At 66.6% G+C, this 21,253-nt stretch carries 24 protein-coding genes and 1 tRNA gene; 17 read left to right on the top strand and 8 right to left on the bottom strand.

Annotation, left to right across the window (positions count from 1 at the left end):
* The 12 genes from GRX31_RS11320 to GRX31_RS11265 all read left to right on the top strand — a co-directional run.
* Positions 1–405: four helix bundle protein (locus tag GRX31_RS11320; protein WP_202396553.1), on the top strand; the 405-nt coding region annotated here is incomplete at its 5' end.
* 156 nt (positions 406–561) lie between these two features.
* Complete coding sequence (locus GRX31_RS11315) at positions 562–1,662, top strand: RNA-directed DNA polymerase (protein ID WP_160852725.1); 1,101 nt, start codon at positions 562–564, stop codon at positions 1,660–1,662.
* 72 nt (positions 1,663–1,734) lie between these two features.
* Positions 1,735–3,873: a DNA cytosine methyltransferase gene (locus GRX31_RS11310; protein WP_160852723.1), complete on the top strand. Its 2,139-nt coding sequence runs from the start codon at positions 1,735–1,737 to the stop codon at positions 3,871–3,873.
* Positions 3,874–3,964: 91 nt separating this feature from the next.
* Positions 3,965–4,567, top strand: a complete 603-nt coding sequence (locus tag GRX31_RS11305) for a hypothetical protein (protein ID WP_160852721.1) — start codon at positions 3,965–3,967, stop codon at positions 4,565–4,567.
* Positions 4,564–5,121 (top strand): hypothetical protein, encoded by a 558-nt coding sequence (locus GRX31_RS11300; RefSeq protein ID WP_160852719.1) that lies wholly within the window; start codon positions 4,564–4,566, stop codon positions 5,119–5,121. Before GRX31_RS11305 ends, GRX31_RS11300 begins: the two co-directional genes overlap by 4 nt.
* Before the next feature lie 193 nt (positions 5,122–5,314).
* Positions 5,315–6,310, top strand: a complete 996-nt coding sequence (locus GRX31_RS11295) for a hypothetical protein (protein WP_160852717.1) — start codon at positions 5,315–5,317, stop codon at positions 6,308–6,310.
* Entirely contained in the window at positions 6,307–6,510 is a 204-nt protein-coding gene (locus GRX31_RS11290) for a hypothetical protein (RefSeq protein ID WP_160852715.1), read from the top strand. Before GRX31_RS11295 ends, GRX31_RS11290 begins: the two co-directional genes overlap by 4 nt.
* Entirely contained in the window at positions 6,507–6,785 is a 279-nt protein-coding gene (locus tag GRX31_RS11285; protein ID WP_160852713.1) for a hypothetical protein, read from the top strand. Before GRX31_RS11290 ends, GRX31_RS11285 begins: the two co-directional genes overlap by 4 nt.
* On the top strand, positions 6,786–7,337 hold the full coding sequence (locus GRX31_RS11280) for a hypothetical protein (protein ID WP_160852711.1): 552 nt from the start codon (positions 6,786–6,788) through the stop codon (positions 7,335–7,337). It begins immediately after the preceding gene.
* Positions 7,334–7,558, top strand: a complete 225-nt coding sequence (locus GRX31_RS11275; RefSeq protein ID WP_160852709.1) for a hypothetical protein — start codon at positions 7,334–7,336, stop codon at positions 7,556–7,558. The genes GRX31_RS11280 and GRX31_RS11275 overlap by 4 nt, the downstream gene beginning before the upstream one ends.
* A 5-nt stretch (positions 7,559–7,563) precedes the next feature.
* Entirely contained in the window at positions 7,564–7,899 is a 336-nt protein-coding gene (locus tag GRX31_RS11270) for a Lar family restriction alleviation protein (protein ID WP_160852707.1), read from the top strand.
* Entirely contained in the window at positions 7,896–8,153 is a 258-nt protein-coding gene (locus GRX31_RS11265; protein ID WP_160852705.1) for a helix-turn-helix domain-containing protein, read from the top strand. Before GRX31_RS11270 ends, GRX31_RS11265 begins: the two co-directional genes overlap by 4 nt.
* Here GRX31_RS11265 and GRX31_RS11260 read toward each other — a convergent pair.
* From GRX31_RS11260 to GRX31_RS11225, 8 genes are all read right to left on the bottom strand, one after another.
* Positions 8,100–9,218, bottom strand: coding sequence for a site-specific integrase (locus tag GRX31_RS11260; RefSeq protein WP_160852703.1), 1,119 nt, complete (start codon positions 9,216–9,218; stop codon positions 8,100–8,102). The genes GRX31_RS11265 and GRX31_RS11260 overlap by 54 nt on opposite strands.
* 170 nt (positions 9,219–9,388) lie before the next feature.
* Positions 9,389–9,464, bottom strand: a tRNA-Val gene (locus GRX31_RS11255).
* 14 nt (positions 9,465–9,478) lie between these two features.
* Positions 9,479–9,751 (bottom strand): HU family DNA-binding protein, encoded by a 273-nt coding sequence (locus GRX31_RS11250; RefSeq protein WP_012204727.1) that lies wholly within the window; start codon positions 9,749–9,751, stop codon positions 9,479–9,481.
* A gap of 452 nt (positions 9,752–10,203) precedes the next feature.
* Entirely contained in the window at positions 10,204–10,773 is a 570-nt protein-coding gene (gene pgsA, locus GRX31_RS11245; protein WP_026062576.1) for a CDP-diacylglycerol--glycerol-3-phosphate 3-phosphatidyltransferase, read from the bottom strand.
* A gap of 77 nt (positions 10,774–10,850) precedes the next feature.
* On the bottom strand, positions 10,851–12,803 hold the full coding sequence (gene uvrC, locus GRX31_RS11240) for an excinuclease ABC subunit UvrC (RefSeq protein WP_160852701.1): 1,953 nt from the start codon (positions 12,801–12,803) through the stop codon (positions 10,851–10,853).
* Positions 12,804–12,861: 58 nt separating this feature from the next.
* Positions 12,862–13,848: a Bug family tripartite tricarboxylate transporter substrate binding protein gene (locus GRX31_RS11235; protein WP_160852699.1), complete on the bottom strand. Its 987-nt coding sequence runs from the start codon at positions 13,846–13,848 to the stop codon at positions 12,862–12,864.
* Positions 13,849–13,899: 51 nt separating this feature from the next.
* Positions 13,900–14,889, bottom strand: coding sequence for a hydroxymethylglutaryl-CoA lyase (locus tag GRX31_RS11230; protein WP_160852697.1), 990 nt, complete (start codon positions 14,887–14,889; stop codon positions 13,900–13,902).
* The gene (locus GRX31_RS11225) at positions 14,886–16,103 is read right to left on the bottom strand and encodes a CaiB/BaiF CoA transferase family protein (RefSeq protein WP_016453012.1); all 1,218 of its coding nucleotides are present in this window, start codon (positions 16,101–16,103) and stop codon (positions 14,886–14,888) included. Before GRX31_RS11225 ends, GRX31_RS11230 begins: the two co-directional genes overlap by 4 nt.
* Before the next feature lie 168 nt (positions 16,104–16,271).
* Here GRX31_RS11225 and GRX31_RS11220 point away from each other — a divergent pair, with 168 nt between their 5' ends.
* The 5 genes from GRX31_RS11220 (at position 16,272) to GRX31_RS11200 (ending at position 21,244) form a co-directional block, all read left to right on the top strand.
* The gene (locus tag GRX31_RS11220; RefSeq protein ID WP_160852695.1) at positions 16,272–17,156 is read left to right on the top strand and encodes a LysR family transcriptional regulator; all 885 of its coding nucleotides are present in this window, start codon (positions 16,272–16,274) and stop codon (positions 17,154–17,156) included.
* Positions 17,157–17,161: 5 nt separating this feature from the next.
* Positions 17,162–18,295 (top strand): elongation factor P maturation arginine rhamnosyltransferase EarP, encoded by a 1,134-nt coding sequence (gene earP, locus GRX31_RS11215; protein ID WP_160852693.1) that lies wholly within the window; start codon positions 17,162–17,164, stop codon positions 18,293–18,295.
* A gap of 163 nt (positions 18,296–18,458) precedes the next feature.
* On the top strand, positions 18,459–19,013 hold the full coding sequence (efp, locus tag GRX31_RS11210; protein ID WP_016445346.1) for an elongation factor P: 555 nt from the start codon (positions 18,459–18,461) through the stop codon (positions 19,011–19,013).
* Positions 19,014–19,166: 153 nt separating this feature from the next.
* Positions 19,167–19,775 carry a DUF2239 family protein gene (locus GRX31_RS11205; RefSeq protein ID WP_074923018.1) on the top strand — a complete coding sequence of 203 codons (609 nt, stop codon included), beginning with the start codon at positions 19,167–19,169 and terminating at the stop codon, positions 19,773–19,775.
* 47 nt (positions 19,776–19,822) lie between these two features.
* Positions 19,823–21,244: an MATE family efflux transporter gene (locus GRX31_RS11200; RefSeq protein ID WP_160852691.1), complete on the top strand. Its 1,422-nt coding sequence runs from the start codon at positions 19,823–19,825 to the stop codon at positions 21,242–21,244.
* Positions 21,245–21,253 lie beyond the last annotated feature (9 nt).

Genomic DNA, 21,253 nt, shown 5'->3' with positions numbered 1-21,253 from the left:
CTCGTCACACATCTGGTCGCCAACATGCCCCGGAACTTCAAGGCCGACTTTGGCGCCGGCATGCGCAGGCAGTGCATGGCTCTTGTCATGCGAACCTACCAGGCCAACACCAGCCAGGAGAAAGCTCCGATCCTGGGTCTGATGCGCGAGGAAGTGGAGGTCATCAACCTCTCGCTGCGCCTCGCCGTCGATCTGCGCCTGATCTCGCACAAGCAGTTTGCACGCGCCATCGCCCTGACCACCAGCATCAGCAAACAGGCTACGGGCTGGCAGAAACACTCGGAACGCGCGCCCGCCGCAGGCTTGCCACGGCAGGCCAGCCATAGCGCCTTGGAATCTGGTCGAGCCGCTGGGCCACAAGCCCACCGACAGGCGCAGCAGGGATATCGCCGGCAGCAGCCGTAGTGATCCCGCGCAGTCCGCCCGCTGAACACTCGGCGGGCCGACGTGAACGTCTCGACACCCCTGGGCTGTCGATTTCGAGAACGGCAACACGAACAACAACAACCGGAACAACGAGTTCCGAGTTCGGCCTTTCCGCATATCCCACCGAGAGTTTCTATGGATTCAGGCTATTCGTTCGAAAAGCTGGTGCAGGCGTACTTCGACTGCCGCCGGCACAAACGCAATACCGCCAGCGCGCTCCGATTCGAGCAGGATCTGGAGCGCAACCTGGTGGATCTCCATGAAGAGCTGAGCGATGGGAGTTACCGCCCCGGTCGCTCCATCTGCTTCGCAATCAGCCGTCCACGGCCGCGCGAGGTCTGGGCTTCTGGATTTCGCGATCGCATCGTGCACCATCTGCTCTACAACCAGGTGGCCGACCGCTTCCACCGCCGATTCATCGCAGACTCCTGCGCCTGCATCGCCGGGCGCGGCACGCTGTACGCAGCCCAACGGCTGGAGACCAAGGTGCGCAGCCAGACACAGAACTGGACCAGGCCTGGCTTTTACCTGAAGTGCGACCTGGCCAATTTCTTCGTCAGCATCGACAAGCGCGTGCTGTGGCCGCTGCTGGTGCGCCAGATCCACGAACCATGGTGGCGAGGCCTGTGCAAGATGGTGCTGTTCCACGATCCGCGCGAGGACTATCTGGTGCGCGGCAGCGCCGCAACGCTGGCCGCCGTGCCACCGCACAAGCGCCTCGCCAATGCAGGCCGACACCAAGGCTTGCCCATAGGCAACCTGAGCAGCCAGTTCTTTGCCAATGTGTTGCTCAACGAGGTTGACCAGCACGTCAAGCACGCCATCCGCTGCCGGCACTACACGCGCTACGTCGATGACATGGTGCTGCTGCACGAATCCCCACAGTGGCTGGGCGAAGCCCTACGCAGCGTCGAGGCCAAGCTGCCAGCCCTGGGGCTCGCACTCAACCCGCGCAAGACCGTGATTCATCCCATCGCGCGCGGCATCGACTACGTGGGCCAGGTGATCAAGCCATGGCGCCGAATCACACGCCCGCGCACGCTGCATCAGGCGCTCAGCCAGCTGGAGGTCATGCCCGATGCCGATGTCTACGCCAGTGGCAACAGCTATCTCGGCCTGGCACGCCAAGCCAGTGCCAGCCACAACGCCCAGGCGCAGATCTGCCGGGCTCTTCTCAAGCGAGGGCATACCGTCGAAGGGCTGCACCTGACCAAGGCATTCCGCCGCGCGATCTGACCTCGTTCCCCTCCCCCGAAGCCCTCCCGGTATGCCGCGAGGGCTTTTTTTGGCCCAAAGGAACCCCACCCGATGAAGCGCGACAACTTCACCATGCCGCTGGCCTTCCCCGGCGAGTTAATCATTGACAATTTTGCGGGCGGCGGCGGCACGTCCACCGGGCTGGAAGCCGCCTTCGGCCGGCCCGTGGACATCGCCATCAACCACGACCCCGAGGCGCTGGCAATGCACGCGGCCAACCATCCGCACACGCTGCACCTGTGCGAATCGGTCTGGGACGTGAACCCCATCCAGGTGACGGGCAATCAGCCCGTCGCGCTCGTCTGGCTGTCGCCCGACTGCAAGCATTTCAGCAAGGCCAAGGGCGGCACGCCGGTCAGCAAGCACATCAGGGGCCTGGCCTGGGTGGGCATGCGCTGGGTGGCCATGTGCAAACCCCGCGTGCTCATGCTCGAGAACGTGGAGGAGTTCCAGACCTGGGGCCCGATCCTGGTGGGCCCCGATGGCCTGGCCCGGCCGGACCCCGCGCGCCGGGGCAAGACCTTCAAATCGTTCGTGCGCCAGCTGCGCATGCACGGCTATCAGGTTGATTGGCGCGAGCTGCGCGCCAGCGACCACGGCACGCCCACGATTCGCAAACGCCTGTTCCTGGTGGCCCGCCGCGACGGCCTGCCCATCGTCTGGCCCGAGCAGACCCACGCCGAGCCCACCGACCGCCGCGTCATCGCCGGCAAGCTGGCTGCGCACCGCACGGCCGCCGAGTGCATCGACTTCGACCTGCCGGCCGAGAGCGTCTTCGGCCGCAAGCGCCCGCTGGTGGACAACACCATGCGCCGCGTGGCGAAGGGCCTGTGGCGCCATGTGCTGACCAGTGCCAGCCCGTTCATCGTCGGTGCCGGCGGCCCGGTGTATTCGGGCAGGCCGGCGCCCACGGATCGCCCCATCGGCACCGTAACCACGCAGAACCACCGCGCTGTGGCCCAGCCCGTGATGGCGCCTGTCATGGCCCCGCTGCGCGGCACGTCCGAGCAGCACCTGATGGGCCATGCGGTGAATGCTCCGCTGTCTACCGTGGCCGCCAGCGGCACGCACCACGCCCTGGTGGGTGCCAACCTGGTCACCATCGGCTACGGCGAGCGCCAAGGCCAGCAGCCGCGCGTGCAGGACATCGAGGCACCGTTGGGCACCGTGGTGGCGAGCGGCATCAAGAGCGCCGTGGCCATGGCCCACATCACGAAGTTCAACACGGGCGCCATCGGCTGCTCCATGGACTCACCCCTGCCAACGGTCACGGCCGGCGGCACGCCCAAGCGGCCCAGCACCGGAATCCAGATGGACATGGTGGCGGCGCACCTGGTGGACATGGGGCACGGCGAAGGCCCGGCCGGTGGCAAGCGCTTCAGCCACGGCGTCCGCAGCCTAGAAGTGCCGCTCAACACCGTGACCGCCAGTGGCGGCACCAGCGCGCTGGCTGCCGTGCACCTGACCCACCTCACCCACCACGGCGAGCGCACCGGCAACGATCCGCGCGAGCCCCTGCGCACCGTCACCGGCGCCAACCGGGGTGAGCAGGCCATGGTGGCCGCGTGCCTGGAGCAAGCCAACGGCGGGTTCTACGACGGCGACGGGCGTGCGGTGGACGACCCCATGTCCACGGTCACATCCAGCGGCACGCAGCAGCGCCTGATCACGGCCTACCTCGTGAAGTACTACAGCGAGGGCGGCCAGGACAGCGCCTGCAGCGAGCCCATGCACACCGTGCCCACCAAGGCGCGCATGGGCCTGGTGCAGACCTGCCAGGTGCCGGCCGCAACGCTGGCGCCCGAGCATGCCGAGCGCGCCCGGCTCTGCGCCGAGCTGCTGCACAAGCACCTGCCTGAGCACTTCCCAGACCCGGCCGAACTGGTCCTCATGTGGCACGCGGACCAGTGGTGGGTGCTTGTGGACATCACGCTGCGCATGCTCAAGCCGCGCGAGCTGTTCCGTGCCCAGGGCTTCCCACGCGACTACCACTTCGAGCGCGTGCCCGACCCGGCCCTGCTGTTCCGCAACGGCAAGCAAGCCAGCGATCCGCGTGATGTGCCGCTCATCGACCTGAGCACCACAGCACAGGTCCGCATGTGCGGCAACAGCGTCTGCCCGCCGCTGGCCGAGGCCCTGGCCCGCGCCAACTTCGCCCATGAGGCGCTGATCTACGGAGTCGCCGCTTGACCCCGACCCCACCCCCGACCTGCCCGCTCCTGCAGCGCGCAGGCCACGTCATCAACACCACCAAAGCGCTCTGGCGCATAGAGGCAACCTCATGACAGCAACGAAGCAACAGCCCGAAATGATCCTGGCCAGTTCCCCCGAGGCCGCAAGCATTCAGACCGTCACTGGTTGGGTTGCGCGCGACGGCCGGTTCTGGGGCAAGGACGAGCGCATGGCGCGCTTCTGCGGATCGACACACAGGATTTGCGAAGAGAACCCCGAGCACGGGCCTGTCGAAAACCGCTCCTACTGCAAGGCGTGCTACGCCGAGAAGCAGGAGGCCAAGTGGCAGGCCATGCCGAAGGCGCCTCTTTCTGAGGAGCTGATGCCGCTGTGCGTATTCGACAGCGACCGCTACTTTTTCGACCTCGATGACCTGCGCGACTGGCTGGAGGAGCACGAGCTGAATCCCGAAGGTGTTCGTCTCGTTCAATGCGAGCCGGTGCACGCGCGGCCAATCGACCCCAATGAGCACTTCATGGACGACCTGCCAGAGGACGGCGAGGTTCCTGACGCGCTGCGCGAGGCATTCGAGGCCTTGAACGCAGCAATTGCGAAGTGCGAACCGCTGGGCTGGCGCGCGGCAAACAAGCTGGGCGTCCTGATCCCCGCCGACTTCCTCAACCCCGCCGACACCACGGAGCAAGCAGCATGACCACCACACAGGACACCCTGGCCAAGCGCCTGATGGACGCCGCCCGCCGCGACTCCCTCACACAAGAAGACCGCGTTGCCATCGGCGCGGCCATCGCACGAATCACCGCCGGGGCAGCTCCTGCCGCTGTTGCTCCAGAGCACCCGCCCATGCCGGAAACCTGGGCTGTGGTGGCTTCGATAGAAGGTCAAGACGTCGTGTGCATCAGCAGTAACGCCCTGTGCGGCAAGGGCGAGCTGACCGAATCCGAAGAGCAGGCAGTCATCGGCATGGCCCGGCACCTGCTGGCATTCGCAGGTTACGGACTTTCCCCGTGCGACTTCGACCCGGATGCCGAGCCTGACGTTGTGGTGGGGTTGGCCAGTCGCGAGGACGATCGCGCGCGAATGGAGGCTGAGCGTAACGACAGTCTCGACCGATACCGCCTTATAGCCGAGGTCCCCTGCACCGAGGCCAATGCCTACAAGGATGGCTTTGCGGCGGGCTGGGGCCGTCGCGGCGAGGCGGCAGCCGCAGCTCAAGAAGCCGCGCAGCCCGCTCAATCCGCTGGCTGACCCAGCACGATCCCGCCGCCTCTCGGATCAACGTTCACCAGCTCGTTCCGAGCATCGCATCCAGGGCACAGGAAGTAGATGCCCTCCTCGTCTATCTCGGGCTCCACTGCTTTGAACATCACGAGCAGTCCACAGCTCTTGCACGTCCACATAGAACACCTCCCGCCGCAAATCGGGAAAACAGGATAGCACCATGAATTCCTTGAAAAAAGACATCGAAGCCTCCGCCGCTGTGACGCCCTTCGGCTACGTCAACACGCACACAGGCCAGTTCTTCACGGATGTGGAGCCGTGCCGCCAGGGCAATGAAGGGCACTGGCGCACCGTGTACCTGCAGCCTGCCGCTGTGGCGCCCCAGGGCGAGTACCCGTCGCTTCCCGAGCCTGTGGCCGACTGGGTGCAGCGCGGATCGGTCTCGACTGGCGGCGGGAGCCTCGGTCACGAAATCGGCCGCGAGGGAGTTTTCACGGCAGCTCAGATGCGCACCTACTTCGACCTGGGCCGCCAGGCAGCGCCCGCCCTGGAAGCGCCTGCAGCCCCTGGCAACGACCTGGCGCTGATCGTTGCAGCCCTGGAGCACAGTCAGCCGCAGATGGCGCACTACGCCGAGCCGCGCGAACGCCACGCCCAGGCCCTGGCAGCTGCGCGCCGGCTGGCAGCAGCGCCCCAGGCACCTGCTGCGCCCTCGGCCATTGCAACGCAGGTCATCGAGAACCTGCTGCAGCTGGCCCGCATCGTGAACGTCGCGGTCGAAGACTGGGGCGAAACGAAGGAAGACGATTCGCTGCACGTCATCTTCCACAAGGAGCAGGCTGACAAGCTGGAAGAGATCCTGGAGTTCTTCGACAGCCTGCCCGACGCACCAGAGTCCGAAGGCGTGATTCTGAGCGGGCCGTCCCGGGCGGCGCGTGTGCTGCGTGCACAGGCAGCACCTGCTGCGCCTGCTGCGCCTGCAGTGGATGCGAGCGACGACAAGGCTCTGCTGGACTTCCTGCGTGATACCAGTTGCGACCTGCGAAGCATTGACGTTCCCACGGGAGGCGATGACTCCGACGTGCATTGGCGCGTCATCGAGCACTACATGAGCGAGCCGCGCGAGCGCGAGATTGGCCGTTCGTGGAGCGACGATCCGCGAGAAGCCATCCGTGCCGCTATCGCAGCCCAGGCCAAGGAAGGCGGTGAAGCATGAGCACGACCCTTTCGACAGGCCCATGGAGGGCAGAGGTGCACTACATGCGCGGCAAAGAGATCTGGATGCTGGTGCGCCACAACAGCCGCTTTTTCCGCTGCACGGAAACCATGGTCAGGAAAGATGGGGCACCACGCTACTGGCGCTCCAAACCTGCCGCCGAGGCCGCAGCCCAGGCAGCAGCCAAGGGGGCGGCATGACGCGCGACGACGTGATCGCCATGGCCTGCGCAACGGGCTTCGGACGCATCTTTCCGGCGGACCAGGGCTTGCCAAAGACCTGGGTCGGCACGGACCTGGACAGGCTGCTTTCGTTTGCCGCCATGGTGGCCTCCGCTGAACGCGAGACCTGCGCGAAGGCATGCGACACCCAGCAGCGAATCAACCTGGATTGGGGCGACGAGCAGCGCGCCGACACGGCAAGGACTTGCGCCGCCGCCATCCGCGCGCGCCCCACTGGGCACAAGGAGAGCTAGATGCAAACCGCAACACCCCAGCAGGTCCGCCTGCTGCAACACACCCTGGGCCTGAGCGAGCGCCAGCGCCGGTCCTACCGCAACCACTTCGTCACCAGCACCGGGACCACCGACTATCCAGACCTCCAGGCGCTGGAGTCCATGGGCCTCATGGCCCGTGTGCGCACGCCGGCATTCTGCGATGCGCGCGACATCGTGTTCGTGACTACGACGGCCGGCGCCGCCCTGGCGCTGGAGCAGTTGCCAGAGCCGACGCCGCCCGCGAAGCAGACGCAGTACAGCCAGTGGCTGGACGCGGACACCGGCTGCACGTTCCGCGAGTGGTTGTGCGGAAGCCGGCTGCCGAAGTTCGAGACACGCGGCTACGTCCTCAACGGTACGCAGGAATACCGCATGTATCGCATGGTCTGGGACGGCGACTGGGACAGCTACCGCGACGTGCAGGGCCAGTGGGCCAACACGAAGAAGGAAGCCAAGGCCAGCTATAAGGCGGCGCTCAAGGCACACCAGCAATCGCGGCGCGCCCAGGCGCAGCAGAAAGGACCGGCATGACACAGCAAAGCCTGGCTGACCTGGCCGTAGAAACGCTGGCAGCAGTGGCCGCCATCGACGAAGGCGTGACCATCGACCACCCCGAGCGCCATATCGTCCGCGACCTCAAGCGCGAGGCGGAGGCCCTCATCAGCAACGCACTGCGCAGCGCCCGCGCCTTAGCCTATGCGGCAGAGGGACTGCGCGAACTGCGCCGGAAGCAGGACGCCGAGAAAGGATAGACCCCGTGACCACAGCACCAACACCCGACCCGCTGCCCTGCCCGTTCTGTGGCGGACCCGTCCGCGTCCTTTTCAAGCGTGTCTCCAACCGACGTTCCGGCCACTTCGCCGAATGCCGGACTTGCGAGGTGCGCCAAGGGCAGCCCCAGCCAAGCCGCGATGCTGCAGTTGAGAACTGGAACCGCCGGGCAAAGCTGGAGGCGCGCAAGCCGCTGCCGCCCGACGCCCTGGCCGACAAGTGCGAGGCCTGGCTGCAGGCCGGTGGCGCATCGAACATCGTGGACGCATTCGAGGCCGGCTACCGGGCGGCCGAGCGCGCCGAAGAAGGAAATCGAAAATGAGCAACAGCGACACCGTGGGCCTGATAGAGGCTGCAGATATCCTGAAAGTCCACCCTAAAACAGCCGAGGACATGGCACGCGACGGGACAATCCCAGCAGGAAAGATCGGGCGCGCCTACGTCTTCATGCGCCGCGACGTGGTACGCCACGCCGAAAAGGTCATCCTCCAGCAGACGGCCGAACGCCTCGTGCGCAAGCGCTCACCAAAGAGCGTTGGCAAGGTCCGTGCCACGCAGGTTCGCGTAGCGCATTAGCATGCGCTGCGTCTTGTGGCCTGTGATCTTCATGATCTGCGTCTCGCTCAGCGTGGTCCGCTCAAACAGGCGGCTGGTCGCTTCGTGACGCAGATCATGAAATCGCAGGCCCTTGGCGCCGGCCTGCTCCATGATCCCCGCATACAGGGTCGACAGGTAATCAGTGGTGGCGTGCAGGTCTTCATCGCGCTTCGACCACCACGGGAAAATCAACGACTGCGGGCTTGGCAGATCCAGGCCCTGCAGGTAGCCCTCAAGCACTCCAACTGCCACCGAGGACAGCGGCACTTGCCGCTTGTCCCCGTTCTTGGTCTTGTCCAAAAACACCGTTCGCCGTGGCAGGTCCACCTGCGCGAGCGTCAGCGTGTACATCTCGCGCATCCGCATGGCCGTCTCCACGGCCAAAACAAAAAGGCAACGCAGCGCCGCCTGATGCTCCAACTTCAGCGGCCGCTGCTTGCGCGCGAGCACCCCCCCATCGATCACTGCAAGCACGGCCTCATACTCTCCTCGTTCCAGGCGCCGGTCACGCTCCACATCGGTGCGCGCGCCACCTTCCGCCAGCGCGGCATCCGTCTTTGTGTACTGGGCATATCCGTCTGGCAACGTGCGTAGCGGATGGTCCGGCAGGGACAGCAGCCCCTTTCGCATCCCCCAGTCTGTGCACCTGGCCAGCGCCCCTACCTTGGCGCGGATGGTGGCCGGCGCGAGGTTATCCACCCGCTTCATCTCCGTAATCCAGCCATCGACCCACGCCGAATTGATCTCACTCAGCGGGTAGTGACCACGGCTGTCCAGGATGGTGCCGAGGGCACTGCGATCCTTCGGCGACGGATGCGCATCACGCTCGTACTCGCGCACCAGCTCCTTGATCGTCAGCACCACCTCAGCCTTCTGGTGCTCTGCGGGCACGATGCCTCGGGCCAGGAGCGCATCCAGCCGAGCCGCATATTCATCACCCTCGACCTCTGTGTCGAAGGTCAGATATAGCGGCTTATCCAGCACACCCTTTCGCTTGAAGGTGTACTGCCAAGTGCCATTCGGGAACTGTTTTTTACCTGCCAAGACTGGACTCCGACATGCTGCGAATGGGGCGCGAGTCTACGCCCAGGCAAGTTGGCAGACAACTATTTCCGGCTGGTAGAGGCTCCCTTTGGCTACCATTCTGGGCGGTAAAACGGGCAAAGAAAAAGGCCCTAGATGTCTCTAGGGCCTTGATTTCATTCAGTTTATGGTGGTGGGTGCTGACGGGGTCGAACCGCCGACCTACGCCTTGTAAGGGCGCCGCTCTACCAACTGAGCTAAGCACCCCACCTTGACTGGTGTCAGTTCAGGGCATCCTTCAATGCCTTGCCCGGACGGAACTTGGGAACCTTGGCGGCCTTGATCTTGATGGTCTCGCCGGTGCGGGGGTTGCGGCCCGTGCGGGCGGCGCGCTTGCCAACGGCGAATGTACCAAAACCAACGAGCGACACTGTACCACCCTTTTTGAGGGTTTTCTTCACAGCCTCAATCGTGGAATCCAGTGCGCGAGCAGCCGCAGCCTTGGAGATGTCGGCGTTGTTAGCGATGTGCTCAATCAGTTCGGTTTTATTCACAAGATGCCTCTGGAGAAATAAGTGAATGGAATGTCTCTGCGGCCACCAACTTGGCGCGACCAGAAACCCGGCGCGACGGATACGGAATCTGGCTTGCCGTTCGACGCTTGCCTCGGGGCAGGCATCGGTGAATTAAAGCCATCGACCTTCCAGGTGTCAATGCACGCTGTGCATCGCAACGACAGGGCACGATTCTATGCGGTTTTGGCGCCAGCTTTGGCTTTGCGGCCGGTTTTTTGCGCGCAGCGGGTGCTAGCGGCTTCACGAATTGACAAGGGTTGACAATGGACTTGCCCGCCGCAGGCCTTGCCAGTGCTGCAATGCGCCTTGGCGCTGCGCGCCGGCAAGGCTGCAGCAGCTGCCCTGCCTCACTCATATGCTTCCAAAAGAAGAGCACCCCAGACCGCCCCGCATGTCAGGCGCATGGGCTGGGGGAGCGATCCGCAACGCCCTCAGTGCGTGACCCGCGCGCGGATCTCCGGCAGGGCTTTTTGCAGGTAGTAGACCATCGACCAGACGGTGAGCACCGCCGCCACCCAGATCAGCACCTGGCCCCAGACGCCGGTGTCGATCATGCCGAACACACGGCCGTCGTACAGCAGGAAGGGGATGGCCACCATCTGCGCCGTGGTCTTGAGCTTGCCCAGCATGTGCACGGCCACGCTCTTGCCCGCGCCCAGGTGGGCCATCCATTCGCGCAGGGCCGAGATGGCGATCTCGCGGCCGATGATGATCAGGGCCACGAACACATCGGTGCGCTGCAGATGCACCAGCACCAGCAGCGAGGCGCAGACCAGGAACTTGTCGGCCACGGGATCGAGGAAGGCGCCGAAGGCCGATGTCTGGTTGAGCTTGCGCGCCAGGTAGCCGTCGAGCCAGTCGGTGGCCGCGAAGACGATGAACATGACCGTGGCGACCAGGTTGCGGGTCGCCACGTCGAAAGGCGCATAGAACACCCCGACGATCAGCGGAATCGCGACGATCCGCGTACAGGTCATCAAGGTGGGGATTGTGAGAAACATGGCCGCCATTGTGTCACGTACCTTGGTGTTTGAGGTTCTGTTTGCGGGCCTGCGGTGCAGCCCGCGGGACAGTCGTTTCAATGCAATGCACGGTAGATATCTTCAGCCAGCGCGGCCGAGATGCCGTCCACGCTGCACAGGTCTTCCACCGTGGCTTCCGACACGCCGCGCACGCCGCCGAAGCGCTGCAGCAGGCGCGCGCGCTTCTTGGGGCCCACGCCCGGAATCTCCTCGAGCTTGCCGCCGCCCACGCGCACCTTGGCGCGCGCCGCGCGCATGCCGGTGATGGCGAAACGGTGGGCCTCGTCGCGGATCTGGGCCACCAGCATCAGCGCGGCCGAGTCGTAGCCCAGGTAGATCTTCTCGCGCCCGTCGGCAAAGACCAGTTCTTCCAGGCCGACCTTGCGCCCCTCGCCCTTTTCCACGCCCACGATGCGCGAGACATCGAGCCCCAGCTGCTCGAAGACTTCGCGCGCCATGCTGACCTGGCCCTTGCCACCGTCGACCAGTACCAGGTCCGGCAGTTGCGGCTGCTTGCCGGTGAGCTCGGCACCGCCCGCCTCTCTTTGCGCCTCGGCCACGCGGCTGTAGCGGCGCGTCAGCACCTGGCGCATGGCGGCATAGTCGTCGCCGCCCGTGATGCCTTCGATGTTGAAGCGCCGGTATTCGCTGCTTTGCATCTTGTGGTGATGGAAGACCACGCAGGAGGCCTGCGTGGCCTCGCCTGCCGTGTGCGAGATGTCGAAGCATTCGATGGTGAGTTCGTCCAGGTTCTCGCAGGCCAGGTCCAGCGCCTCGACCAGGGCGCGCGTGCGCGCCTGCTGCGAGCCTTCTTCGGCCAGCAGGCGGGTCATCTGGATGTCGGCGTTTTTTTGCGCCATCTCCAGCCAGATGCGCCGCTGCTCGCGCGGCTGCTGCACGGCGGTGATGCGCACGCCGCCTTGCTCGCTCAGCAGCGCCAGCAGTTTCTTGTCCACCGGGTGGCTGACGATGAGCACGGGCGGCACGGCCACGCCGGTGTAGTGCTGGGCGATGAAGGCCTCCAGCACGATCTCCTCGACCGGCCGCGCGGACTCGGCAAGACTGGCCTCTTCCTCGCCGGCGTAGACCGAGGCGGCATCGCCCAGGTTGGCGGGAAAGTACGGCCGGTCGCCCAGGTGGCGGCCGCCGCGCACCATGGCCAGGTTCACGCAGGCGCGGCCGCCCTGCACCTTCACGGCGAGGATGTCCACGTCGCGGTCGTCGGCGGTTTCTATGACCTGCTGGTGCAGCACGCGCGACAGTGCCGTCATCTGGTTGCGCACCTCGGCGGCCTGCTCGTATTCCATGCGCCCGGCGTGCTCCATCATGCGGGCCTCCAGCTGGCGCAGCAGTTCCTGGGTCTCGCCGCGCAGCATGGCCTCGGCATTGCGCACATCCAGCGCATAGGCTTCGGGCGAGATCAGGTCCACGCAGGGGCCGGAGCAGCGCTTGATCTGGTAGAGCAGGCAGGGCCGCGAGCGGTTGGCGAAGACCGTGTCCTCGCAGGTGCGCAGCCTGAAGACCTTTTGCAGCAGCTGGATGCTTTCCTTGACGGCCCAGGCATTGGGATAGGGGCCGAAGTAGCGGTGGCGCTTGTCCACGGCGCCGCGGTAGTAGGCCATGCGGGCAAAGAGCTGGTGGGCCGGCTCGCCATCCCGGCCGTCGCGCGCGGCCACGCCGGTGATCTTCAGATAGGGATAGCTCTTGTCGTCCCTGAACAGGATGTTGTACTTGGGTTGCTGCGTCTTGATCAGATTGTTTTCGAGCAGCAGGGCCTCGGCCTCGGAGCGCACCACCGTGGTCTCCATGCGGGCGATCTTGCCCACCATGTGACCTATGCGCGTGCCGCCATGGTTCTTGGTGAAGTAGCTGGAGACGCGGCGCTTGAGGTTGATGGCCTTGCCCACGTACAGCAGCGCGCCTGCCGCGTCGAAATAGCGGTAGACGCCGGGCAGACCCGGCAGCGCTGCCACCTGGGCCAGCAGTTCATCGGAATGGGGTTCGGACATGCGCCTATTGTGGCCGCTGCCCGGGCCCGCCGCAGCGGGCCTGCGGGCCCTCGGGCTCTTACTCGGCCTCGATCTTCGAGGACTTGACCACCTGGGCCCAGTTGGCCCAGTCGGTCTTGACCATGGCGCCGAGCTGCTGCGGGTTCATGTAGTCGGCCGTGGCGCCCTGCTCCTGCGCCTTTTGCTTGAAGGCCGGGTTCTCCACGACCTTCTTGAGGTCGGCCGTGAGCTTGTCGATCACGGGCCTGGGCGTGGCGGCGGGCGCGAACACGGCAAACCAGGAGGTGGCGTTGACGCCTGCGTAGCCGGCCTCGGCCGTGGTGGGCGCATCCGGCAGGCTGGGCAGGCGCTGCGTGCCGGTGACGGCCAGCACGCGCAGCTTGCCGCTTTGCACATGGGGCATGAAGGGCGGCGCCGTGCCGAAGGTCAGGTCCACCTGGCCACCCAGCAGGTCCTGCAGCGCGGGGCCCGTGCCCTTGTAGGGCACGTGGACCATCTTGATGCCGGCCTGCTGCTCCAGCATGGCGCCGGTCACGTGCTGCAGCGATCCGTTGCCGGAAGAGGCGTAGTTCAGCTTGCCCGGGTTGGCCTTGGCATAGGCCACGAGTTCGGCCAGCGTCTTCACGGGCAGCTCGGACCGCACCACGATGATCTGCGGCGCCGACAGCACATTGGCCACGGGCTGGAAGTCGCCCTGCTCCCAGGCGCGGGCCTTGGTCAGGTGGGGCGAGATCACGTGGTAGCCCGAGTACTGCATGAGCAGGGTGTAGCCATCGGCCTCGGCACGCTTGACCAGGCTGGCTGCGATGGAGCCGTTGCCGCCGCCCTTGTTGTCCACAACCACCGACTGGCCGATGACGGGCGCCAGGGCCTGGGCCGCCATGCGCGCGGCCAGGTCGGTGGTGCCGCCGGCTGCGGCCGGCACGATCATGGTGATGGTCTTGGCGGGGTAGCCGCCCTGCGCCAGTGCGGCCGTGCCGCCCAGGCCCAGTCCTGCGATGGCCATGGCCACGGCTGCGATCTGTCTGCGTTGAATCTTCTTCATCTTTGTCTCCTTGGTTTGCTCGGTTCTTGTGAATGAGAATGCGCGCCGGCCTCAGCCCTTGGCCAAAGCCCGTTCGCGGATGGCTGCAAAGTCGGCTGGTGGCTGGTGCAGGTCCAGCCGCGCGCCGGCCTTGGCGATCTGGCTGGCCGTGTCATGGCCGATCAGCGCGGGCAGGCTGCGCGCGGCCGCGACGATCTGCGCCAGGTCCACGCCGGTGTCGTAGCCCATGAGCTGCAGCGCGTGGACGATGTCCTCCGTGCAGGCATTGCCCGAGGCGCCCGGCGCATAGGGGCAGCCGCCCAGGCCGCCGATGGAGGCATCGAAGCGGTCGCCGCCCGCCTCGATGGAGGCCAGCACATTGGCCAGCGCCATGCCGCGCGTGTTGTGGAAATGCAGGGTCATGCTCAGCTGCGGCCAGCGCTGCCGGAAGGCGGCCACCATGGCGCGCACCTGGGCCGGGAAGGCCATGCCCGTGGTGTCGCACAGCGTGATGCCCTGCACGCCCAGATCGGCAAAGCGCTGCACCCAGCCGAAGACTTCCTGCTGCGGCACATCGCCCTCCATGGGGCAGCCAAAGCAGCATGACAGCGAGACGTTGACGGGCACGCCCGCCTGCTGCGCCGTGGCCACGACCTGGGCCAGCGCCGCGAACGACTGGCTGCGCTGCATGCGCAGGTTGCACAGGTTGTGGGTCTCGCTGACCGACATGACCAGGTTGAGTTCGTCCGTGCGCGCCTCGATGGCGCGCTCGGCGCCCCGCGCATTGGGCACCAGGGCGGTGTAGACGGTGCCGGGGCGGCGTTCGATCTCGCGCATGACGATTTCGCCGTCGCGCAGCGCGGGAATGGCGGTGGGCGAGACAAAGGCCGTGACCTCGATCTTGGACAGGCCGGCCTGCGACAGCGCATTGACCAGGGCGATCTTGTCCTCGGTGGGGACAAAGGCCTGCTCCATCTGCAGCCCGTCGCGCGTGCCGACCTCGTTGAAGAAGACGCGGCGGCCCGCGCCCTGCCAGACATCCGTGGGGTGGACGGCGTTCATTGGATCACTCCCTTGCTGCGCAGCAGCGCAATCTGTTCGGCCGTGAGGCCGGCCTCGGCCAGCACGGCATCGGTGTCGTCGCCCACATGGGGGGCGCTGGTGCGCACCGTGCCCGGCGTGAGCGAGAGCTTGGGCACGATGCCCGGCACCTCGATGTCGTCGCCGTCGCGCGTGTGCTGGCTGAGGATCATGTCGCGGGCGCGGTAGTGCGGGTCCTCGGCAATGTCCTTGGCGGTGTAGACCTTGCCGGCCGGCACGCGTGCGGCGGCCAGCTGGTCCATCACGGCCTGCACGCTCTGCGTGCGCGTCCAGCCGCCGATGACGGCATCGATCTCGGCAATGCGCGCCACGCGGCCCGCGTTGTCTGCCAGTTGCGGATCGTCGGCCAGGTCCTGGCGGCCGATGGTGGCCATCAGGCGCTTGAAGATGGAGTCGCCATTGCCGGCCACCAGCACCCAGCCGTCCTGGCAGGGATAGGCGTTGGACGGCGCGATGCCCGGCAGCGCGCTGCCTGCGGCCTCCCGCACGGCGCCGAAGGCGCTGTATTCGGGCAGCAGGCTTTCCATGACGTTGAACACGGCCTCATGCAGCGCCACGTCGATGACCTGGCCGGCACCGCCGTTCACCTTGCGGTGGTACAGGGCCATCATCACGCCGATCACGCCATGCAGCGCGGCCAGCGTGTCGCCAATGGACACGCCCACGCGCACCGGCACCCGGCCCGGCTCGGCCGTCAGGTGGCGCAGGCCGCCCATGGCCTCGCCGATCACGCCAAAGCCCGGCAGGTCGCGGTAGGGGCCGGTCTGGCCGTAGCCCGAGATGCGCAGGATGACCAGCCCGGGGTTGAGCGCATGCAGCTGCTCGGGCGACATGCCCCAGCCCTCCAGCGTGCCGGGACGGAAGTTCTCCACCAGCACATCGGCCTCGGCGATCAGGCGCCGCGCGATGTCCTGGCCCTCCTGCTGGCGCAGGTCCAGCGCCACCGAACGCTTGTTGCGCGACTGCACCTGCCACCAGACCGAGGTGCCGTTCTTGATCAGGCGCCAGTTGCGCAGCGGATCGCCCGCGCCCGGCGCCTCGATCTTGACCACGTCGGCGCCGAACTCGCCCAGCGTCTTGCCGCAGAACGGCCCGGCGATCAATTGCCCCATCTCGACCACGCGCACGCCGCTGAGCGCGCCGGGTGTGGGGGCCTGCCTTGTCTGTTGTGTCATGGGTTAGCGCTTCCTCTTTGTCTCCTGCGGCCGGCCTCCGATGGCATTGCCGCGGCGCCGATCTTGCCGCCGTCCGCGCCGGCCGCAAAACGCTCAAGCGCGACGCTGCCATCGCAAACCGGCATGGCAGAACCCGGTCGGGCGGGGCCGGGCGATAATCGCCACCCCATGAAACTCGACCCGATTTCGCTGCGCCTGTTCGTGGCCGTGATGGAGGAAAGCGCCATCGCCCGCGCCGCCGCACGCGAACACATCGCCCCCTCGGCCGCCAGCCGGCGGCTGGCCGAGCTGGAGAGCCAGCTGCAGGTGGAGCTGTTCACCCGCAGCAACCGCGGCAGCGTACCCACGGCTGCCGCCTTTGCACTGCTGAACATGGCGCGTGGCGTGCTCAATGACCTGGACGGCATCGGCGAGCAGATGCGCGAGTACGGCAGCGGCCTGCGCGGCCATGTGCGCGTGATGGCCAACATCTCGGCCATCACGCAGTTCCTGCCCTCCCAGCTGCAGCGCTTCCTGGACCAGCACCCGCATGTGGACGTGCGCCTGCAGGAGCGCGTGAGCAGCGACATCGCGCGCGCCGTGGCCGACAACGAGGCCGACATCGGCATCCTCAACCAGGGCAGCTACGGCGAGAAGATCCGCCTGCGCCCCTACCGGCGCGACCGCCTCATCGTCATCGTCCCCCAGGGCCATGCGCTGGCTCGCCGGCGCTCGCTGCGGCTGGCCCAGGTGCTGGACCATGACCTGGTGGGCATGCACGCCGGCAGCGCGCTCAACCACCAGATCACGCGCGCCGCGGCCGACCTGGGCCTGCAGCCCCGGCTGCGCATGAAGGTCACGGGCTATGACGCGCTGTGCCTGATGGTGGCCTCGGGCCTGGGCGTCGGCATCCTGCCCGAAGGCAGCGCACGCCTGTACCTGGGCGCCCTGCCGCTGCGCTGCATTGCGCTGGACGAGCCCTGGGCCGAGCGCCAGCTGATGTTGTGCGTACGCTCGCAGGAGGCCCTGCCGCCCGTGGCCCAGTTGCTGGTCGAACACCTGTGCGAACCCTGATTCCCATGCTTGCCTTCAACCCCATCCCCCCGGCCCCTCTGCCAGAACAGGCCGCTGCACGGACCTGGGACATCTTCTGCCAGGTCATAGACAACTTCGGCGACATCGGCGTGTGCTGGCGCGCGGCTGCCGACCTGGCCTCACGCGGCCAGCGCGTGCGGCTGTGGATGGACGACGCCAGCGCCCTGGCCTGGATGGCGCCCCAGCCCCACCCGGCCGGACTCAGCGTGCACGGCTGGCCCACGCAGGCGCAGGACATTCCGCAGGCCGTGGGTGATGTGGTCATCGAGGCCTTCGGCTGCGAGATTCCGCCGCCCTTTCTGGCGGCCATCGCGCGCCGCGCGCCGCTGTGGATCAACCTCGAATACCTGTCGGCAGAGGACTATGTGGAGCGCTGCCACCGCCTGCCCTCGCCGCTGATGTCGGGGCCGGCTGCGGGGTTGACGCGCTGGTTCTTCTATCCGGGCTTCACGGCCGCCACGGGCGGCCTGCTGCGCGAGCCGGACCTGGCCGCGCGCCAGGCGGCTTTTGCTTCCGAGGGCCGGCAGGCCTGGCGCACACGCCACGGCATAGGCACCGACGATTGCGCCATCTCGCTGTTCTGCTACGAGCCCCCTGCCCTGCCGCACTGGCTGTACCAGCTGCATGCAGCGCCCCCTGCGCCGCAGGCCACGCATTTGCTGGTGACCCCGGGGCGCGCAGCCGCCGCCGTGCAACAGGCCATGGCCGACGTGCCCGCCGCAGACCACGGTACGGTGACACGGCATGCGCCGCAGCCCTGCCCCCAGCCGCAGTTCGACGAAATGCTCTGGGCCTGCGACCTGAACCTGGTGCGCGGCGAGGATTCGCTGGTACGCGCGCTGTGGGCCGGCCAGCCGCTGGTCTGGCACATCTATCCCCAGCACGACGACGCCCACCACGACAAGCTAGACGCCTTCCTGGACTGGCTGCAGGCGCCGGCCAGCCTGCGCGCCTTCCACCATGCCTGGAACGGCATGGCACCGGCAAGCACCCTGCCCGCAATCACGCCTGCGCTGCTGCGGCAATGGCAGGACTGCGCACTGGCCGCGCGTGCGCGGCTGCTGCAACAGACCCCATTGATTGAGCAGCTGCAAGCTTTCGTGACCGAAAAAAGCTAGAATGCACGTTTTGCCTCCCTGGAGGCGCCGTTGCGGGCGACCGCCAGCCGGCCGCCATCGACCAACCAGGGTTGCACCCGCCGCGGAACTGCGGCAGGCGCACCGTCCCAGCGACTTCGCTTGCCTGCCCTGTTGAGCGGCTTCAACCTCAGCCAAGCAAGCTATGAAAATCGCTCAAGAAATCCGCGCCGGCAACGTGATCATGCACGGCAAGGACCCGATGATCGTCCTGAAGACCGAATACGCTCGCGGTGGCCGCGGCGCCGCCACCGTGCGCATGAAGCTCAAGGCCCTGCTGTCGAACATGGGCACCGAAGTCGTGTTCAAGGCCGACGACAAGATCGACAACGTGATCCTGGACAAGAAGGAGTGCACCTACTCCTACTTCGCCGATCCGATGTACGTCTGGATGGATGCCGAATACAACCAGTACGAAGTGGAAGCCGCCAACATGGGCGACGCCATCAACTACCTGGAAGACGGCATGCAGGCCGAAGTCGTGTTCTACGACGGCAAGGCCATCTCCTGCGAACTGCCCACGTCCGTGGAACGCGAAATCACCTGGACCGAACCCGCCGTCAAGGGCGACACATCGGGCAAGGTGCTCAAGCCCGCCAAGATCGCCACCGGCTTTGAAGTGCCCGTGCCCCTGTTCGTGAGCCAGGGCGACAAGATCGAAATCGACACCCGCACGGGCGAGTACCGCAAGCGCGTCTAAACAACGCTTGCAGTTCCCTCTGCGAAGCCCCTGGCAGTCTCTGCCAGGGGCTTTTTCTTTGGGCGCGCGGCATCCATACAGATATTTACCCGGGTTTAATTGACTTGCATATTTTACCCGGCTAATATCCAGCTCATGACTACCGACTCTTGCATGGCGGGCGCCGAGCCCGCACCCAGCTACACCATCTTCCAGGGCCATGGCCGCGTGCTGCAGGGGGACAGGCCTGCCGTCCTGCAGTTCCTGCAAAGCCATGAACAGCAGCCGCAAGGCAGCGGATCGGCGCCGCCGCTGTGGGTTTTCGACGACCACAGCGGCATGCGGCTGGACCTGGACTGGCGCAGCGAACTGGCCGCATCGCCCGCACCCGGCCAAGCCGCCGCACCGCGCAGCGTGGGCCGCCCCAAGCTGGGCGTGGTGGCACGCGAAGTCACCTTGCTGCCACGGCACTGGGAATGGCTGAACCGCCAGCCCGGCGGCGCCTCCGGCGCACTGCGCAGACTGGTGGACGAGGCGCGTGGCAAGCATGCCGCACAGGATGCCGTGCGCGCCGCCACCGAGGCCGCCTACCGATTCATGAGCGAGATGGCGGGCGACCTGCCCCATTTCGAGGACGCCAGCCGCGCCCTCTTTGCACACCAGGCCGACGCCTTTGCAAGGCACACCGCCACTTGGCCCGAGGATGTGCGAAGCTATCTGCAGCAACTGAGCAGCGCTGCCTGGTCCTCGCCGCCATCGCCGCCATCGCCAGCGCAGGACTGAAGCCCCCGCCTTCCATTGCATTTTCTCGTCGCATTAACAGACACAACATGACGAAACCTAACGAACCTCAGCCCCAGGCTGCTGCGCCTGCCGCATCCAGCCCCGCCGGGCCGCCCATCGCCCACGGCACCCAGCCGCTGTGGCGCACCTTCCTGGTGTTCCTGGGCCCCATGGTCCTGGCCAATATCCTGCAGTCGCTGTCGGGCACCATCAACAGCGTCTTCATCGGCCAGATGCTGGGCGTGCAGGCCCTGGCGGCCGTCGCGGCCTTTTTTCCGGTGATGTTTCTCTTCATCGCCTTCGTGATCGGCCTGGGCGCAGGCTCCTCGGTGCTGATAGGCCAGGCCTACGGTGCGCGCATGCACGACAAGCTGCGCGCCATCGCAGGCACGGCCATGTGCATAGGGCTGCTGTTCGGCGCCGTCGTGGCCCTGTTCGGCGGACTGTTCACCGAGCCGCTGATGCGTCTGCTGGGCACGCCGCCCGACATCATGGAGCAGGCCACGCTGTATTCGCGCATCGTGCTGCTGGGCATGCCGGGGCTGTTCGTGTTCCTGCTGGCCACCTCGCTGCTGCGCGGCGTGGGCGACACGGTCTCGCCCATGCTGGCCCTGCTGATCTCCACCGGCACGGGCCTGGTCTGCACGCCGGCGCTGATCGCGGGCTGGGGCGGCCTGCCGCGCCTGGGCGTGGCCAGCGCGGGCGTGTCCATGATCCTGGGCTTCACCCTGGCGCTGGCCTGGCTGGGCTGGCGGCTGCGCCGCATAGCCAGCCCGCTGGCGCCCAATGCCGCGCTGTGGAAGGCCATGCGCATTGACCGGACCCTGCTCAAGAGCATCCTGCGCGTGGGCATTCCCACGGGCGTGCAGATGATCGCCTCGTCCATGGCCGGGCTGGTCGTCGTGTCGCTGGTCAACGGCTTCGGCTCCAGCGCCACGGCAGCCTACGGTGCGGTCAACCAGATCAACTCGTTTGCGCAGTTCCCGGTCATTTCGGTGGCCATCACGGCCTCCATCCTCGGAGCCCAGGCCATCGGCGCTGGCCGCAGCGAGCGCCTGGGAGCCATCACGGCCACGGCCATCCGCATGAACCTGGCATTGGGCGCCGCCCTGGCCCTGATCGGCAGCCTGTTCGCACGGCCGCTGCTGGGCATGTTCATCACCGACGAGCAGGTGCTGGTGCTGGCCATCGAGCTGCTGTACATCGTGCTGTGGAGCGGCCTGCTGCTGGGCTGCTTCATCGCCCTGTCGTCCATCATGCGCGCCAGCGGCGATGTGGTCATTCCCACGGCCATCACCATCACGGTGCTCGCCGTGCTGGAGCTGCCCATGGCATGGTGGCTGAGCCGCAGCTTCGGGCTGATGGGAATCTGGATGGCCTTTCCGCTGTCCTACACCCTGACGCTGTGCCTGCAGACCGCCTACTACAAGCTGGTGTGGAAGAAGCGCCCGATCCGCCGCATGGTGTAAGGCGTGCAC

This window comes from Delftia sp. CH05 (assembly GCF_009827015.1).
Classification (GTDB): Bacteria; Pseudomonadota; Gammaproteobacteria; order Burkholderiales; family Burkholderiaceae_C; genus Comamonas; species Comamonas tsuruhatensis.
The sequence above is the reverse complement of the archived record's forward strand: the minus strand, read 5'-3'. Positions and strand labels throughout refer to the sequence as shown.

What these genes read in the sequence shown, in the direction of transcription:
- GRX31_RS11315 (WP_160852725.1), top strand. Translation starts at nt 562, where the DNA reads ATGGATTCAGGCTATTCGTTCGAAAAGCTGGTGCAGGCGTACTTCGAC.
- GRX31_RS11310 (WP_160852723.1), top strand. Translation starts at nt 1,735, where the DNA reads ATGAAGCGCGACAACTTCACCATGCCGCTGGCCTTCCCCGGCGAGTTA.
- GRX31_RS11305 (WP_160852721.1), top strand. Translation starts at nt 3,965, where the DNA reads ATGACAGCAACGAAGCAACAGCCCGAAATGATCCTGGCCAGTTCCCCC.
- GRX31_RS11300 (WP_160852719.1), top strand. Translation starts at nt 4,564, where the DNA reads ATGACCACCACACAGGACACCCTGGCCAAGCGCCTGATGGACGCCGCC.
- GRX31_RS11295 (WP_160852717.1), top strand. Translation starts at nt 5,315, where the DNA reads ATGAATTCCTTGAAAAAAGACATCGAAGCCTCCGCCGCTGTGACGCCC.
- GRX31_RS11290 (WP_160852715.1), top strand. Translation starts at nt 6,307, where the DNA reads ATGAGCACGACCCTTTCGACAGGCCCATGGAGGGCAGAGGTGCACTAC.
- GRX31_RS11285 (WP_160852713.1), top strand. Translation starts at nt 6,507, where the DNA reads ATGACGCGCGACGACGTGATCGCCATGGCCTGCGCAACGGGCTTCGGA.
- GRX31_RS11280 (WP_160852711.1), top strand. Translation starts at nt 6,786, where the DNA reads ATGCAAACCGCAACACCCCAGCAGGTCCGCCTGCTGCAACACACCCTG.
- GRX31_RS11275 (WP_160852709.1), top strand. Translation starts at nt 7,334, where the DNA reads ATGACACAGCAAAGCCTGGCTGACCTGGCCGTAGAAACGCTGGCAGCA.
- GRX31_RS11265 (WP_160852705.1), top strand. Translation starts at nt 7,896, where the DNA reads ATGAGCAACAGCGACACCGTGGGCCTGATAGAGGCTGCAGATATCCTG.
- pgsA (WP_026062576.1), bottom strand. Translation starts at nt 10,773, where the DNA reads ATGTTTCTCACAATCCCCACCTTGATGACCTGTACGCGGATCGTCGCG.
- uvrC (WP_160852701.1), bottom strand. Translation starts at nt 12,803, where the DNA reads ATGTCCGAACCCCATTCCGATGAACTGCTGGCCCAGGTGGCAGCGCTG.
- GRX31_RS11235 (WP_160852699.1), bottom strand. Translation starts at nt 13,848, where the DNA reads ATGAAGAAGATTCAACGCAGACAGATCGCAGCCGTGGCCATGGCCATC.
- GRX31_RS11230 (WP_160852697.1), bottom strand. Translation starts at nt 14,889, where the DNA reads ATGAACGCCGTCCACCCCACGGATGTCTGGCAGGGCGCGGGCCGCCGC.
- GRX31_RS11225 (WP_016453012.1), bottom strand. Translation starts at nt 16,103, where the DNA reads ATGACACAACAGACAAGGCAGGCCCCCACACCCGGCGCGCTCAGCGGC.
- GRX31_RS11220 (WP_160852695.1), top strand. Translation starts at nt 16,272, where the DNA reads ATGAAACTCGACCCGATTTCGCTGCGCCTGTTCGTGGCCGTGATGGAG.
- earP (WP_160852693.1), top strand. Translation starts at nt 17,162, where the DNA reads ATGCTTGCCTTCAACCCCATCCCCCCGGCCCCTCTGCCAGAACAGGCC.
- efp (WP_016445346.1), top strand. Translation starts at nt 18,459, where the DNA reads ATGAAAATCGCTCAAGAAATCCGCGCCGGCAACGTGATCATGCACGGC.
- GRX31_RS11205 (WP_074923018.1), top strand. Translation starts at nt 19,167, where the DNA reads ATGGCGGGCGCCGAGCCCGCACCCAGCTACACCATCTTCCAGGGCCAT.
- GRX31_RS11200 (WP_160852691.1), top strand. Translation starts at nt 19,823, where the DNA reads ATGACGAAACCTAACGAACCTCAGCCCCAGGCTGCTGCGCCTGCCGCA.